General features: G+C 65.0%; 13 protein-coding genes, 3 pseudogenes and 1 riboswitch. Of the genes and pseudogenes, 7 read left to right on the top strand and 9 right to left on the bottom strand.

What is annotated here, in order from left to right; translation table 11 throughout:
• Positions 1 to 218: 218 nt before the first annotated feature.
• The 3 genes from OL239_RS15695 to OL239_RS15685 all read left to right on the top strand — a co-directional run bounded on the left by OL239_RS15695 (position 219) and on the right by OL239_RS15685 (position 5,198).
• Positions 219 to 2,057, top strand: coding sequence for an HNH endonuclease (locus tag OL239_RS15695; protein ID WP_268909680.1), 1,839 nt, complete (start codon positions 219 to 221; stop codon positions 2,055 to 2,057).
• 130 nt (positions 2,058 to 2,187) lie between these two features.
• On the top strand, positions 2,188 to 3,801 hold the full coding sequence (gene purH, locus OL239_RS15690; RefSeq protein ID WP_268909679.1) for a bifunctional phosphoribosylaminoimidazolecarboxamide formyltransferase/IMP cyclohydrolase: 1,614 nt from the start codon (positions 2,188 to 2,190) through the stop codon (positions 3,799 to 3,801).
• A gap of 176 nt (positions 3,802 to 3,977) precedes the next feature.
• Positions 3,978 to 5,198, top strand: a complete 1,221-nt coding sequence (locus OL239_RS15685) for an NADP-dependent isocitrate dehydrogenase (protein ID WP_268909678.1) — start codon at positions 3,978 to 3,980, stop codon at positions 5,196 to 5,198.
• 272 nt (positions 5,199 to 5,470) lie between these two features.
• Here OL239_RS15685 and OL239_RS15680 read toward each other — a convergent pair.
• From OL239_RS15680 to OL239_RS15670, 4 genes and pseudogenes are all read right to left on the bottom strand, one after another.
• Positions 5,471 to 5,864, bottom strand: a pseudogene (locus OL239_RS15680) (Hsp20/alpha crystallin family protein); the annotation flags it as partial.
• A 179-nt stretch (positions 5,865 to 6,043) separates the two neighbouring features.
• Positions 6,044 to 6,751: a hypothetical protein gene (locus OL239_RS19720; RefSeq protein ID WP_329609253.1), complete on the bottom strand. Its 708-nt coding sequence runs from the start codon at positions 6,749 to 6,751 to the stop codon at positions 6,044 to 6,046.
• The gene (locus OL239_RS19715; protein ID WP_329609252.1) at positions 6,702 to 7,499 is read right to left on the bottom strand and encodes a hypothetical protein; all 798 of its coding nucleotides are present in this window, start codon (positions 7,497 to 7,499) and stop codon (positions 6,702 to 6,704) included. Before OL239_RS19715 ends, OL239_RS19720 begins: the two co-directional genes overlap by 50 nt.
• Before the next feature lie 149 nt (positions 7,500 to 7,648).
• Positions 7,649 to 8,188, bottom strand: coding sequence for a hypothetical protein (locus OL239_RS15670; RefSeq protein ID WP_268909677.1), 540 nt, complete (start codon positions 8,186 to 8,188; stop codon positions 7,649 to 7,651).
• A 279-nt stretch (positions 8,189 to 8,467) separates the two neighbouring features.
• On the opposite strand from OL239_RS15670, the gene OL239_RS15665 reads away from it, so the two are divergent.
• The 3 genes and pseudogenes from OL239_RS15665 (at position 8,468) to OL239_RS15655 (ending at position 10,270) form a co-directional block, all read left to right on the top strand.
• The gene (locus tag OL239_RS15665) at positions 8,468 to 9,259 is read left to right on the top strand and encodes a hypothetical protein (protein WP_268909676.1); all 792 of its coding nucleotides are present in this window, start codon (positions 8,468 to 8,470) and stop codon (positions 9,257 to 9,259) included.
• The gene (locus tag OL239_RS15660) at positions 9,259 to 9,678 is read left to right on the top strand and encodes a phage holin family protein (RefSeq protein WP_268909675.1); all 420 of its coding nucleotides are present in this window, start codon (positions 9,259 to 9,261) and stop codon (positions 9,676 to 9,678) included. Before OL239_RS15665 ends, OL239_RS15660 begins: the two co-directional genes overlap by 1 nt.
• A pseudogene (locus OL239_RS15655) lies at positions 9,675 to 10,270 on the top strand (DUF3618 domain-containing protein). Before OL239_RS15660 ends, OL239_RS15655 begins: the two are co-directional and overlap by 4 nt.
• A 165-nt stretch (positions 10,271 to 10,435) precedes the next feature.
• Here the strand turns inward: OL239_RS15655 and OL239_RS19710 are convergent.
• From OL239_RS19710 to purU, 4 genes are all read right to left on the bottom strand, one after another.
• Complete coding sequence (locus OL239_RS19710) at positions 10,436 to 10,681, bottom strand: hypothetical protein (protein WP_329609251.1); 246 nt, start codon at positions 10,679 to 10,681, stop codon at positions 10,436 to 10,438.
• Complete coding sequence (locus tag OL239_RS15650) at positions 10,672 to 11,532, bottom strand: Gfo/Idh/MocA family protein (protein ID WP_329609250.1); 861 nt, start codon at positions 11,530 to 11,532, stop codon at positions 10,672 to 10,674. The genes OL239_RS19710 and OL239_RS15650 overlap by 10 nt, the downstream gene beginning before the upstream one ends.
• 132 nt (positions 11,533 to 11,664) lie before the next feature.
• The gene (locus OL239_RS15645) at positions 11,665 to 12,204 is read right to left on the bottom strand and encodes a gamma carbonic anhydrase family protein (RefSeq protein WP_268909674.1); all 540 of its coding nucleotides are present in this window, start codon (positions 12,202 to 12,204) and stop codon (positions 11,665 to 11,667) included.
• A 48-nt stretch (positions 12,205 to 12,252) separates the two neighbouring features.
• A complete protein-coding gene (gene purU, locus OL239_RS15640) occupies positions 12,253 to 13,107 on the bottom strand; it encodes a formyltetrahydrofolate deformylase (protein ID WP_268911793.1) in 855 nt (284 codons plus the stop codon).
• Between the two features lie 82 nt (positions 13,108 to 13,189).
• Here purU and OL239_RS15635 point away from each other — a divergent pair, with 82 nt between their 5' ends.
• Positions 13,190 to 13,726 (top strand): GNAT family N-acetyltransferase, encoded by a 537-nt coding sequence (locus tag OL239_RS15635; protein WP_268909673.1) that lies wholly within the window; start codon positions 13,190 to 13,192, stop codon positions 13,724 to 13,726.
• Positions 13,727 to 13,744: 18 nt separating this feature from the next.
• Here OL239_RS15635 and OL239_RS15630 read toward each other — a convergent pair.
• Positions 13,745 to 14,822 (bottom strand): annotated as a pseudogene (locus OL239_RS15630) (NAD(P)-binding domain-containing protein).
• A gap of 132 nt (positions 14,823 to 14,954) precedes the next feature.
• Positions 14,955 to 15,042, top strand: a riboswitch (ZMP/ZTP riboswitch).
• Positions 15,043 to 15,064: the final 22 nt, after the last annotated feature.

Here is a 15,064-nt window from a genome sequence, read left to right as displayed (position 1 = left end):
CCGGGGCAGGGGCGGAGCATGGCGGGGCGAGCCGCAGCAGGTGGCCGGAGGAGATGGCAACGCACGACGGCGGGGCGGGCGACGATGAAACCCGGCAGCTCGGATCACGGATCCTGTCCTCTGCAGCCGATCCATAGGTAGTTTTACGGCGAATCTCGGGTAGGGCACCAGTAACTCCAAGCGGAGTAAATGTGAGCTGAATTACTAGAATAGAAGATATGTACTACTCCTCAGCCTTCGATGACAGCTCCACCTCCGGTGCTCGCGGGGAGCTGAATGCTGCACGGGAGTCTGCTTCCGGCAAGGAAAAGACGGTCAGTAACAGCACTTCCGCCGCCACTGGTGCGTGCGGTCTTAGTATTCCCGCCGCAGGTTCTGCGGCCATAGGAACGGCTCCGTCCGGGGCTTTGGCGGTGTTGGAGGCTGCGGAGCGGACACGGTTGATCGAGGAGATCCGTGCCCTGGAGGACTTGAAGGGCGCCATTACCGCGGTGCAGGCCCGGGCCGCGGCAGCCTTTGATGCCTCCACCCGCCGGGCGCAGGCTGCTGCCGGGGTGAAGAAGGAGCAGTTGGGCCGCGGTGTCGCGGCGCAGATCGCGCTGGCGAGGCGGGAATCCCCGCATCACGGGACGCGGTTGCTGGGGTTGGCGCGGATCCTGACCACGGAAATGCCCCACACCCTGCACGCCCTGACCCTGGGGGTGATTAGTGAGTGGCGGGCGATGCTCCTGGTCCGGGAAACAGCGTGCCTGACCCTGGCGGACCGGCAAAAAGTCGACGAGGTGGTCGCGGGGAACCTGGCGGAGCTGGAGCAGCTCGGGGACCGGAAGCTGATCGCCCGGATCAAGTCGTTGTCGTACGGGTTGGATCCGCATGCGGTGGTCAAGCGGGCCGCGCATGCGGTGTCGGAACGGTTTGTGTCCTGCCGTCCGGCTCCGGACACCATGACGTATCTGACGGCTCTGCTGCCGGTGGCGCAGGGGGTGGGCGTGTATGCGGCGTTGACCCGGGAAGCGGACCGGTTGCGGGCTGCCGGGGATCCCCGGACGAAGGGGCAGATCATGGCGGACACGTTCGTGGAGCGGGCTACCGGTCAGGCCCGGGCCGAAGACGCCCGGATCGAGGTGCAGCTGATCATGACGGACCAGGCCCTACTCCACGGCATCCTGCCCCGGAAACACGAACCGGAACACGAACCGGGCCACGGCCACGGCCACGGCCACGGCCCGGGCCAGGTAAAGGATCGGGGCCAGGACAAGGTTAGAGACACAGATAAGAGCCAGGAGCAGGGGCAGGACCGGATCCCAACAGACGTAGCCGAGTCCTTCGTGCCTGACGGGGCGGAGCCGGCGGTTCTGGCCGGGTACGGGATGGTTCCGGCGCAGTGGGCTAGGGACCTGATCCGCGGACCAAACCCGGAACCGGAACCGGATGACCCACAACCAGATGATCCTCCTTCAAGCGGCACTTACCCGGATTCTCACCCCGACGACCGGTTCGATGCTCAGGGCAGGTCCGGTGATCAGGCAGGACGTCCCGACCATTCACAAGGTCCTTCCGGCTGGGCCGGAACCGGACGTGTCGGGCCAGCCTGGGGTGCAGCCCCGCCGCGCCGGCCGGACCCACAGACTGAGACCTGGCTCCGCCGGCTCTACGTGGCCCCGGACACGGGGGCCCTCACGGCGATGGATTCCCGTGCCCGGCTGGTGCCCCACGGGCTGGCCCGGCTGATCGCGGCCCGGGACCAGATCTGCCGGACCCCGTGGTGCGGAGCACCGATCCGGCACTACGACCACATCCAGCCCGCCCGCGAAGGCGGACCCACCACCTTGGACAACATCCAGGGACTCTGCCAGGCCTGCAACCAGGCCAAGGAAGCACCCGGCTGGGAAGCACGGACGGAGGTGCTCGCGACGGGTGCGGAGGAACTGCCGCCGCGTGGTGGCACAGATTCACTTCCAGAGCGTCCTCGGGAGCGGCACACCGTAGTTACCAGGACACCAACCGGACACGTCTACCGGTCCACGGCGCCGCCGCTCCCGGCACAGCATCGGTAGAGGCGTGTCGGGGAAGCGGCGTACGTACCGCATTACGGCAGCTGCTTTCCAGCCGCGCTTCATACTCTGCCCGGTAAGGACAGGTGACCTAAACTGAAGCCACCGACACCCCCTTATCTTGGAGATTTGCGTGAGCTCACAGCCGCTGAACCGTGTTCCCATCCGCCGGGCCCTGATCTCGGTCTACGACAAGACGGGGCTGAGCGAGCTTGCGCAGGGCCTGGCCGCCGCCGGAGTCAGCATCGTGTCCACCGGATCCACCGCCAAACAGATTGCTGCTGCCGGCGTTGAGGTAACCGAAGTTGCCGACGTCACGGGGTTCGCCGAATGCCTCGACGGCCGGGTCAAGACCCTCCATCCCCGCATTCATGCCGGGATTCTTGCGGACCGCCGCCGCCAGGACCACGTGGCGCAGTTGGAGGAAATGGAAATTGAGCCCTTCGACCTGGTGGTCGTGAACCTGTACCCGTTTGTGCAGACAGTGAAGTCCGGGGCCACCCAGGACGAGGTTGTTGAGCAGATCGACATTGGTGGCCCATCGATGGTCCGGGCCGCAGCGAAGAATCATCCCTCGGTCGCCGTCGTAGTGGACCCGGACAAGTACGCGGACGTCGTGACTGCCGCAGCTGAGGGCGGGTTCGACCTGAACCAGCGGCGCCGTCTGGCCGCCGAAGCGTTCGCCTCCACTGCAGCCTACGACACTGCCGTTGCCGCTTGGACGGCTGAACAGTTCGGCGACGGCACCGCCGAAGGAACCCACTGGCCCGCCTACACCGGCCTGGCCCTGGAGCGTTCCGAGGTGCTGCGCTACGGCGAAAATCCGCATCAGGACGCTGCCCTCTACGTCGACAAGAGTGCCCTTCCCGGAGTTGCCCAGGCGGACCAGCTGCACGGCAAGGCGATGTCCTACAACAACTACGTCGACGCCGACGCCGCGTTGCGCGCCGCCTTTGACTTTGATGAGCCGGCCGTCGCCGTCGTTAAGCACGCCAATCCCTGCGGAGTCGCGGTGGCCTCGGCGGACGCCGCGGATCCCATCGCGGATGCACACGCAAAAGCGCATGCCTGCGACCCGGTGTCTGCCTTCGGCGGCGTCATCGCTGCAAATCGGATGGTGACTGAAGCCATGGCCGAAACCGTCAAGGATATTTTCACCGAGGTGGTCATCGCCCCGGCCTTCGAGCCCAGCGCTGTAGAAATCCTCAGCGCCAAGAAGAACATCCGCCTGTTGACCCTGCCCGAAGGGTATGGGCGCAGCGCGGCGGAGTTCCGGCAGGTATCGGGGGGCATGCTGATCCAGAAGTCGGACAAAATGCAGGCGGAGGGGGACAACCCGGAGAACTGGACGCTTGTGTCCGGTGCTGCCGCCGATGACGAAACGCTGTCCGATCTGGCCTTCGCTTGGACCGCCGTCCGGGCGGCCAAGTCCAACGCCATCCTGCTGGCGCACAACGGCGCCTCGGTGGGAGTCGGTATGGGGCAGGTCAACCGCGTGGATTCCTGCCGCCTGGCCGTTGAACGGGCCAACACTCTCGGCGGGCCGGACGAGGATCGGGCCCGCGGCTCTGTTGCTGCGTCGGATGCGTTTTTCCCCTTCGCTGACGGCCTGCAGATCCTGATCGACGCCGGCGTCCGCGCCGTCGTCCAGCCCGGCGGTTCCATTCGCGACAATGAAGTCATCGAAGCGGCCAACGACGCGGGCGTGACCATGTACTTCACCGGCGCCCGGCACTTCTTCCACTAGGAGCGCCTGCCCGGCCTGCCGCCGGACTCCGGGACAGCACCAGTAATCTGCCGTCCCGGAGTTTAGGGCGCCGTGAGTGGGCTGTGGCATAGTTGGACACAAATACAGACCAAAAAGACGGGCTCCGTCATGCCACAAGTCATGCTCCGGTGCCCACCAACACACAAGGAGACCGTGTGGCTGAGAAAATCAAGGTTGTGGGTTCTGTTGTAGAACTCGACGGCGACGAGATGACCCGTATCATCTGGCAGTTCATCAAGGACCGCCTGATCAACCCGTACCTGGACGTAGACCTGAAGTACTACGACCTCTCCATCCAGAACCGCGATGCTACTGATGACCAGGTAACCATCGACGCCGCCAACGCCATCAAGGAGCACGGCGTGGGCGTCAAGTGCGCCACCATCACCCCCGACGAAGCACGTGTCGAGGAATTCGGACTGAAGAAGATGTGGGTTTCCCCGAACGGGACCATCCGCAACATCCTCGGCGGCGTCGTCTTCCGCGAGCCGATCATCATTTCCAACATCCCGCGCCTGGTCCCGGGCTGGAACAAGCCGATCATCATCGGCCGCCACGCCCACGGCGACCAGTACAAGGCCACGAACTTCAAGGTTCCCGGTGCCGGCACCCTGACGCTGACCTACACCCCGGCCGACGGCAGCGAAGAAATCAAGCAGCAGGTTGTTACGTACAACGAAGATGGCGGCGTCGCCATGGGTATGTACAACTTCAACGATTCCATCAAGGACTTCGCGCGCGCTTCCTTCGCCTACGGCCTGCAGCGCAACTATCCGGTGTACCTCTCCACCAAAAACACGATCCTGAAGGCCTACGACGGCCAGTTCAAGGACCTGTTCCAGGAAGTCTTCGACGCGGAGTTCAAGGACCAGTTCGAAGCAGCCGGCCTCACCTACGAGCACCGCCTGATTGATGACATGGTTGCCTCCGCGATGAAGTGGGAAGGCGGCTACGTCTGGGCCTGCAAGAACTACGACGGCGACGTCCAGTCCGACACCGTGGCACAGGGCTTTGGCTCGCTGGGCCTGATGACCTCCGTGCTGATGACCCCGGACGGCAAGACCGTCGAGGCTGAAGCCGCACACGGCACCGTGACCCGTCACTACCGCCAGCACCAGCAGGGCAAGCCCACCTCCACGAACCCGATCGCCTCGATCTTCGCGTGGACCCGTGGCCTGATGCACCGCGGCAAGCTGGACAACACCCCCGAGGTCACCAACTTCGCCCAGACGCTTGAAGACGTTGTCATCAAGACGGTCGAATCCGGCAAGATGACCAAGGACCTCGCGGCCCTGGTCGGCCCGGACCAGGCATACCTGACCACCGAGGAATTCCTCGCTGAGCTTGATGCCAACCTGAAGACCCGCCTGGGCTAAGCCCCCAACCCTTCAGCGCACGACGACGGCGGCGCCTCACCTTTGCGGGTGGGGCGCCGCCGTCGTTGCTGGGGCTGTGGGGCGGGGTTCCTAGATGCCCGAACCCAGGTCACCCGATGAGCCCGATCCGGAAGAGCCGGAGCCCGACCCCGAACCGGACGATCCGGACCCTGATCCGGACCCTGATTCCATGGATCCGGAGCTGCTCGAGGCCGACGAACTGACCGGCTCCGAGCTGGACTGGCCGCTGATGGTGTTCGAATCCTTATAGGAGGACGACACCTCGATCTTGCGCGGTTTTGCCCTTTCGCTGACTGGAATCAGCACGCTGAGGACACCGTTCTCGTACTTGGCGGAAATACCCTCAATGTTGATGCCCTGGCCGAGGTTCAGCTGGCGCAGGAACGAACCGGACTCACGTTCCCGGGTCAGCCATGTCACGGTTTCGGCGGCCTGGATGGTGCGCTCTGCCCGGATGGTCAGCAGCTGGCCGTCCACATCCACATCGACCGAACCCGGGTCAATGCCTGGCAGGTCGGCATTGAGGATGTAATGGTCGCCCTCTCGATAGAGGTCAATGGGCATCAGCCGCAGCCTCTGCCTGGGATCCAGCAGGGCTCCTGCAACCCGGTCGAGCTCACGGAATGGATCAAACTTCATGGCCATCTGTCATCAACTCCTTACGCCCACCTGCACGGCAGGCGACTCGATTTAGAACTTCAGAAGGGTCGATAACTTGAGTCACATGGACTCAAGAATGAAAATAGGCTAGCACTCTGCAAGGGGGAGTGCCAGAACCCGGCGCAGTTTTTGATCCCCGGGGGCAAATTTTCCGGCGGTCCCCCTCAGTCCACCGGCCACTCATGCACCGGCGCATTGGTGTGCATGTTTTCCCAGTACCGGCGGGTCATTTCCGCCAGTGCAGGCCGGCGCTCCATTCCCTGGCGCTCGAGCCGCTGCAGGTAGGCAATCTGCCAGGCTGCCCCGGTTTGTTCAGTCCGGGCACGTTCGCGGATGACGTCAAGGTACCGGCTAATCAGATGGTCCTCCACCCCCAAGTCCCGCAGTCCGGCAGCTGCCTGCGGAACAAGGTGCCGGAGAATCAGTTCGGCGACAGGGATCTCGCCAATGCCGGGCCAGTAGACAGTGGCCTCCAGTCCGGAGCGTGCGCAGGCCAGGAAGTTGTCCGCCGCGCTTTTGAACGCCAGCCGGCTCCACAGCGGGCGGTCGGCCGTACGCAGATGATGGACCAGACCGTAGAAGAACGCGGCGTTGGCTACGACGTCCAGCACGGTGGGGCCGGCCGGGAGTACCCGGTTTTCCAGCCGGAGGTTGGGGGTCTGCTCTCCGGGGTCGTAGATGGGGCGGTTCCAGCGGTACACCGTTCCGTTGTGCAGCCGAAGTTCCGGGAGCAGGGGAGCCCCGGCAGGAGTGGAGCCTCCGCTGCTGCGCGACAGCTCCGGCAGAAGCGCGGGGAAGTAGCGGACGTTTTCTTCAAAGAGGTCAAAAATCGAGGTGATCCACCGCTCCCCGAACCAGACACGCGGCCGCACCCTGGTTCCTCATCTCGGGAGGGCGGGTATCGATGGCCTGCTTGAAAAGTTCTATCCGGGTCTCGTGCCACAGCACGTGTTCCAGGAAGACGGGGGAGTTGGCGGCCAGCGCCACCTGGGGTGCGGCGATGATCTGAGCGGCGTTCCAGGCCGGAGCAAAGTCCTCGGGGCTGACCTCCAAATGGAGCTGCACCGAGGTGCAGGCCGCTTCCGGGGCAATGTTCTTGGCGTAGAAGGACAGTGCTTCGGCAGCCCGCAGATCCACGTGCACGTCTTCGCCGCGCGCCTGGAGGACCGACGTGTTCAGCGCGGCATAGCGCTTGCCCGCGCTTAGCCATTCCCGGTCCTCAAGCACGGCCGGCTGAAAGGTTGGCAGGATCCCCACCATGAGGATCTCCGTCTTCAGCTCCGCGGCGCGCGTGTCGGCCCGGTTCAGCTGGTAGCGCAGTGAGTCTTCGAGGTCTCTGAGGCCGGATCCATTGATGGACAGGGCCGGGTGGTTCATCTCAATGTTGAACGCACCGATCTCGGTCTGGAAAGCAGGATCCGCGATCTCCTCCAGAACTGCTGTGTTCCGCAGAGCGGGAGTGAAGTCCTGGTTTGTCAGGTTCAGCTCCAGCTCCAGCCCGATGCTGGCGGTGTCGGCAAACTTCGCGGTGGAAAGAAAACCGGCGAAGCGGTCGAGGTTTTCGAGGAGCCGCTGGCGGTAGCGCGTGCGCTGCTCGCGGCTGTACGTTTTGCTGTTCACTTCGGCGCCCATTATCTGAAGATATCCATGGGTGCCGGAGGATGTATAGCGTGAAGGGCGGCCAGCTCCGAAAATGACGGCGCCGCCGGCGAAGGTGACCCGGCTGGGAGGCGCTCCCAACCGGGCCGCCGGCTCGGCAGCGGGGGAGCTTAGGACCGAATGAGGCCCTTCAGGACGTTGCTGGCCCGCTGCATCTCACCCTGCTGGGCGCCCATGACTATGACGGCGCCCGAGAGGACCGGGATACACCACTGCAGCAGCTTCAACTGCCGCTGCGCAGCCTGCAGTTCCTTCGAAGCGGCCGGATGCGGCTCAGTTGCGCCCACCGCACCCTCTTCGGAGTACTTCTCCACTTTCCGCCCCACCACGCCTGCATAGAGCGTCACGAGCGCCCCCAGCACGGTGACGCCGGTCTTGTAGACGGTTTGTGAACCGACTCCCTCCTGCTTGGCGACCCGGCCCTTGTTGTCCCCGGCAATTGCCAGGCCGGCCACGAAGTGTGAAAGTATCGCGGCCGATTGGACCGGTGCCCATTTTTTCCACCCCAGGCTGGAGAGCCGGGTGCGCTCCGCCGGGTCCCTGGCCTCGGCCGCGGCACCGTTGAGGCCCACGGCCCCCATCAGTGAGCCTCCGAACCAGGCGGCCGCGGTGAGGTCGTGCACAGACCGGGCAAACAAATTTCCTGCCACTGAAATCTCCTCATTTCGATCGGGAATCCGACGCCCGGGACGGCGAACAGGCGGCAAGCAAATCACGCCCGTCTAAACCTGCACAAGGGTGCCCGTCCCTCTGCTGTGAGTAACAGGCTTTACTCTGGCGTACCTGGAGGGGTCGTTGGTAAGTGTACTTACCTCGGCCTTACGCGGGGCTACTAAGTGTGCTTATTATCGATGTGTGCTCGGTGTAGCTGATCTTCACCGCAAAGATTCTGATTCTTCATCCGCAACGATTCAGGAAAGAGAGTGACGATGACGGAAAACGAGTGGCCCAGAGATGGAAGTCATGCCGCAACCACGGGCCGGAACAATCCATCCGATGCCACGTCTGCGAAAGCGGGCGCAGCTAAGGAACAGGCTGCCGGACTCGCACAGGATGCTGCCGGAAGCGCGCAGCACGTAGCGGAAACCGCGAAGTCAGAGGCTGCCGGCGTCGCCTCGGAGGTCACGGCCAATGCGCGGGACCTGTTTGACCAGGCCCGCAGCGACCTCACGAGCCAGGCGGGTGTTCAGCAGCAGAAGGTTGCTGAAGGTCTTCGTTCGGTGGCAGGTGAACTGCAGTCGATGGCTGACAACTCTGATCAGCCCGGTGTTGCCTCGGATCTGGTCCGGCAGGCAGCCGAACGCTCATCGTCCGTTGCCTCGTGGCTTGATAACCGCGATCCCGGCTCACTGGTTGACGAGGTAAAGTCCTTTGCCAGGCAACGTCCGGTTGCTTTCCTGGCGATCGCTGCCGGTGCAGGGTTCCTGGCGGGCAGGTTGAACAAGGGCTTGAGCGCGGGCGTGCCGGAAAGCGCACCCGCTGCAGGCCGGCGGGCAGCCACGGGAACCGGAACGGTAACAACACCCGAAACGATTTACCCTCCTGAGCCTCCGGTGCAGCCCACGTACGCCGCCGCGGAGACCGTTAGTGCAGGGGGAGCGGCTGAGGATCCGTTTACCACGGAACCCACGCATCCCGCCGGGCAGCCCCCGGCATCGGACGACCAGCTGCCGGCATCGGGGACCCGCGCCAGCGATCCATTTAGCGGTGGCCGGCACTGATGAGCACCGAGATTCCCGAACCGCCGCCCACGAAGGCCGAGAGTACCTCCCTGGGAGACCTGCTCGGCCAGGTAACGCAGGACATGTCCACGCTTATGCGTCAGGAAGTGGAGCTGGCCAAGGTTGAGCTGAAGCAGTCCGCCACCCGTGCGGGCAAAGGTGCGGGCATGTTCGCCGGCGCCGCACTGGCTGGCTACTTTGTCCTCCTGTTCCTCTCCATCGCGCTCTGGCAGGCTCTCGGGCACCTGATCGGCCTGGGCTGGTCGGGACTCGTGGTTGCTGTGATCTGGGCAATTGTTGCCGCAGTGTTTGCGGTGCGCGGCCGCACTGAAATGCGGAAGATCAAGGGCATGCCCCAAACATCGGAGACCCTGCAGGAAATCCCCGGAACCCTGAAACCGAATGAGGACCCACGATGAGCGAAAATCCCGACGCAATACGAGCAGACATTGAAGAAACCCGCCGCCGGCTTGGAAGCAATGTGGACGCCGTAGCTGACAAGGTCACCCCGTCCCACATCGTTCAGCGGCAGACCGACAAGGTGAAGGACGCCGTGTTTGGCGTTAAGGACAAAGTGATGGGAGCTGCAGATTCTATGACCGACAAGGTTCAGGCCGGTACGGGTTCAGCATCTGACGGAATTTCGCACGCCGGATCCGCGGTCGGCGAGGCCCCGCAGAAGCTTACGGCCAAGGCTCAGGGAAATCCCATCGCTGCCGGGCTCATCGCCTTTGGCGCGGGGCTCCTTGCGGCTTCCTCCTTCCGGCCACTGACAAGGAACGCGTTGCCGCAGACAACATCAAGACCGCGGCCGAGCCCCTGACGACGCAGGTCACCGATACGGCGAAGGAAATGGCACAGGGCCTCAAGGAGCCCGCGCAGGAAGCCATGGAGAACGTCAAGGCGACGGCAACCGAGGCCGCACAGACCGTCAAGCAGGAGGGTCAGGGCGCTGCCGGCGACGTTAAGGGCAAAGCGGCTGACGCACAGGACAACGTCCGCAACGTGTGAGCTCGGCCCGGCAGCCCGGCGGTCCTGAAAAGCCCATCCTGAAATACCCGGGCCGGACCAACACAGGTCAGTGCCAGCAATGAAGGCGGTCCCCGCACAGTCGGGGACTGCCTTCGTCGCTCCTGCGCTGTCGACGGTTTCCTGGAGAACGACGGCGCGCTGCGCCTAGCTGCGGCGCCCCGGAACCGCTGCCGCGCCGTCGTTCGCGTAGTGCACGCCCAGTTGGACGCGGACGCCGTCGAAAAGGCGCAGTGTCCGCAGTGAGTGGTCCCAGCTCATGGTGGGGGACTCGGGCAGCCCGGACTGGATGCATCGGGTCGCTTCCCGCAGCTCGTACGTGTAGCCGTTGCCGATTTGCGGAAACCGTTCCACCCGCTGGTCGCCGGCCTCCGGACTAACCGTCAGTTCCACGGGATTGTGCAGCGGCGCCCCGTCCGCAGCCAACCTTCGGATCCGGCAATCGTCGCGGTGCGGGTTCCCCGGGAGACCAGCGAGGAAATCAGCTGGGCTGCGGCGCCGGACGGATAGGTCAGCAGCAGGGCATTCTGCCGGTCGACGCCGCCGTCGGTGAGGGTGCCCGCAGCTGACACACCGGCTGGAAATCCCAGGGCCCCCACGGCGAGGGTGAGTGGATACACCGCGAGGTCCAGCAGGGCTCCGCCTCCTGCCCGCTGATCCCAGAGCCGGCTGTCGGGGCCGGGCGGAGCCCGGAACCCTAAATCCGCCTGAACCCACTGCACCTCGCCCAGCTCCCCGCTGGCCAGGATTTCCCAGATCCGGTTCACGCAGGGCAGGAACCGGGTCCACACAGCTTCCATGAGGAAAAGCCCGCGGGTGGACGCAATGGCGATGAGGTCTTCCGCTTCCCGGGCATTGACGGTCAGCGACTTTTCGCAAAGCACATGCTTTCCGGCCAGCAGGGCAGCCCGGGAAATTTCGTAGTGCTGGGCGTGCGGAGCAGCCACGTAGACGACGTCGACCTCCGGATCATCGATCAGTTGCCGGTGTCCCTTCCCCTGTTCGTTGTCGAAGCAGGCACGCGCAATACCGAACCGGTCCGCAAACTCCACCGCGGATGCTTCCTGCCGGGAGCTGACGGCCTGCAGGACCGCGTCCTCCAGACGGGCGATATCCTCAGTGACCTTGGAGGCAATATCGCCCGTCGAGACCACTCCCCACCGCAGGGTTCGTCCCGTTTTCCGCACCGGGTTTGGAGCGCCCGGAGCTGCGCATGGCGGCGGGGGAATATGCGGGACGTACATGGTCCTCTTCTCTGAGCCGGCACAGGTGCCTCCCCGGTGACTTCGTTGTCGCTGCCGCGGTGTTTGGCTACAGCTAAACTCCCGCCCAGGCCCGCCGTCAATGTCCGAACGCAGCCGGAGGCGTGCACCCTGCTATTGCCTGCCGGCAGCGTCCTCCTGCAGCGCCTCACGGTGCGCCGCCGCTGTCACGAGGTACGTGGCGGCGTTGGCCTGCACTCCGGCAAATTCCTCCTCGGTCAGCTGGCGCCGCACCTTTGCGGGCACACCGGCGACCAGGGAGCGGGGCGGAATGACGGTGCCCTCCAGGACCACGGCGCCGGCCGCCACCAGGGAGCCGGTTCCCACTACGGCGCCGTTCATGACGGTCGCGCTCATTCCGATGAGACAGTCGTCCTCGACGGTGCAGCCGTGGACGACGGCGTTGTGCCCGATGCTGACGCGTTCGCCCACAGTCGTAGGGAAACCGGGATCGGCGTGCAGCACCACGTTGTCCTGCAGGTTGCTGCCGGCACCAACCCGAATCGAGTTTGAATCCCCGCGGACGCAAACGCCGTAGAAGGCGCTGGATCCCGGGGCCATGACGACGTCGCCGATCAGCGAAGCAGTGGGAGCAAGAAAAACGGACGGGTCGATGTCCGGGGTCCGGCCCCGGAGCGGAATAAGGTAAGCCATGCGGTCAGCCTAGCGGGAGCAGGCTCCACAGCACCGAAGGAACCCGCCTCAGTTAAAGACGATGGTCCGCTTTCCGTCCAGCAGCACCCGGTGTTCGGCGTGCCACTGCACGGCCTTGGACAGTGTCCGGCCCTCGACGTCGCTGCCCAGTGCCACCAGCTGGGGCGCGGAACGGGCGTGGTCCACGCGGATCACTTCCTGTTCGATGATCGGACCCTCATCCAGATCCGAGGTGACATAGTGGGCGGTTGCGCCGATAAGCTTCACGCCCCGGGCATGCGCCTGGTGGTAGGGCCGGGCGCCCTTGAACGAGGGCAGGAAGGAGTGATGGATGTTGATGGCCCGGCCGGAGAGGTCACGGCACAGCCCGTCGCTGAGGATCTGCATGTAACGGGCGAGCACCACGAGTTCGATGTCCAAATCCTGCATCAGGGCGCGCAGCTGGTCTTCCGCCGCTTCCTTGCCGCCTGGTTCCACCGGGATGTGGTGGAACGGAATGCCGTAGAACGAGGCCAGTCCGGCGAGGTCCTGATGGTTGGACACGATGGCCGGGATCTCCACGGGCAGGGTGCCGGCACGCTGGCGGAAGAGGAGGTCGTTCAGGCAGTGCCCGGACTTGGATGCCATGATGAGGGTGCGCACCGGGGTGCCGGCAGCGTGCAGCTGCCAGTCCATCCCGAACTTGCGGGCCACGGGCGCCAGGGTTTCGCGGACCTCGGTGTGGGACCCCGGGGCAGTGAAATCGACGCGCATGAAGAACGTGCCCGTTTCCGGGCTGCCGTACTGCTGGGATTCGGTGATGTTTCCCCGGGCGGCAACGAGGCCGCCGGAGACGGCATGGACGATTCCCGGCTGGTCCGGGCAGGACAGGGTCAGGGTGTAGGCGGAAGGAACCGGGGCCATGGCTGCGGTGGCAGGGGAAACGGGAAAGTCAGTCACCCTTTCAAGGTTACCTGCCCCCGGAGGGCTCGCTTAGGCTAAGGAAATGGACGTAACCTTCATGCTGCTTTCGGACAAGGACGTCGAGGAGCTGGTCAAGTTCCTGACCACCAACAGTTTTCCCTACCACCGGATCACTGCGCCGTCCGAGGAACTGGTGCGCCGGCTGATTGTGGACGGGCGCTTTGAGGCCGACGGCGTCTGTACCTATTGGGTGTACGGAGACAACCAGCGGCTGGGTCTGGCGATCGTGGAGCGGCTGGGGACCCGGTGTCCCGTTTTTGACCTGCGCCTGGTGGAGGAAGTCCGGGGCCAGGGAACAGGGGTTCCCGTGCTGCAGGCCCTGACCTCATTGGTCTTCACCGAACATCCGGAGGCACACCGGTTTGCGGGCCGAACCCGGGAGGACAACATTGCCATGCGCAAGACCTTCCTCCGGTCCGGGTTCCTCAAGGAAGCTCACTACCGGGAGGACTGGCTGCTGGAGGACGGCGGCCGGATCGCTTCGGTCACCTATGCGGTGCTCCGCCGTGACTGGGAGCAGGGGAGTCCGACGGAATTCTCCTGGGAGGACGTGGAATAGCGGCTGTGCCCGGACGGTTCAGCCGGTCTGGAAATCCGGTTCCAGCAGCTCCAGGGCAGCAGTCGCGGCGGCCCGTCCGGCCCGCGTCGCGCCAAGGGTCGACGACGATTCCCCGTACCCCACCAGGAACAGGTTCGGCAGTTTCCGCACCTGCGGGCCGTTCATGCGGATGCCGCCTCCGGGTTCGCGCAGCTGCAGGGCGCCAAGTGGTCCAGGGCCGCCCGGAAGCCCGTGGCCCAGAGAATAACGTCCGCCTCCGCGGTGCTGCCGTCGGTGAAGACCGCCCCGCCGGCAGTGATCCGGGCCAGCGGGCCGCGGGAGACGAGGATGCCGTCGTCGATCCCCTTCCGGTACTGCGGTGTCAGCGGCAGTTTGGTGGCGGCCACGACGCTCAGCGGGGAAGGCCGGCCCGGGTGCGCTCGCTGACCCGGTGTTCGACGCTGCGGCCCCACTGAGTGTCAAAAGGCGCGGCGGTGAACTCGGGCGGGCGCCGGGTGGACCAGACGGTATGCGCACCGGCCTCACGCAGCTGCAGCAGGAACTGAACTGCCGAGGTCCCGCCGCCAACCACGAGGACCCTGCGGCCGGCGAAGTCCGCAGCACTGCGGAAGTCATGGGTGTGCAGCTGCGTTCCGCGGAATTCCTCCTGCCCCGGATAACGGGGCCAGTGCGGCTTGTCCCAGGTTCCGGTGGCGTTGATGACGGCGCGTGCATGCCACGGCCCGCTGCCGGTATCGATGCGGAGCAGTCCGGTCCCTTCCGGGTTGAAGACCTTTAGCACCCGGACCGGCCGCTGCACCTGCAGCCCAAATTCCGCTTCATAGCTGCCGTAGTACCGTGTGACCACCGACGACGCCGGTTCCAGGGGATCCGGCGTGCCCAGGGCGGACCGCGGAAGGTCGTGGATCCCGTGGACCGAGCCGAGGGTCAGCGAATCCCAGCGGTGCCGCCACGCCCCGCCCGGTCCTTCATTGGCATCCAGCACCACGAATCCGGGCCCCGGAACCAGTCCGCGGCGCTGCAGGTAATAGGCGGCGCTGAGCCCCGCCTGCCCTGCGCCAATGACCGCCGCGTCGACCGTCCGCTCCTGCACCATGTGCCTGCCCTTTCATCAAGGTCCGTTTCTGCATCCTTCAACCCGCGGGCCCCTGCCCCCTATTCCGGGGGCGGATTTTCGGTGAACCAACTTCGACGCATTTGGGCGGCACGCGAACCTGATCCGGTACGATGAAAAAGTCGCAACTGGCGTTAGGTGGGCCACCACCAGGGAGCGGCCAAGTACTACAGACCACGGATCGCACGCCTGGGCCGGAGGTCAAGCCACCGTCTGTTGGCCAT

It is taken from the genome of Arthrobacter sp. ATA002, assembly GCF_026898095.1.
GTDB lineage: Bacteria > Actinomycetota > Actinomycetes > Actinomycetales > Micrococcaceae > Arthrobacter_B.
This window is presented reverse-complemented; position numbering and strand designations above follow the sequence as displayed.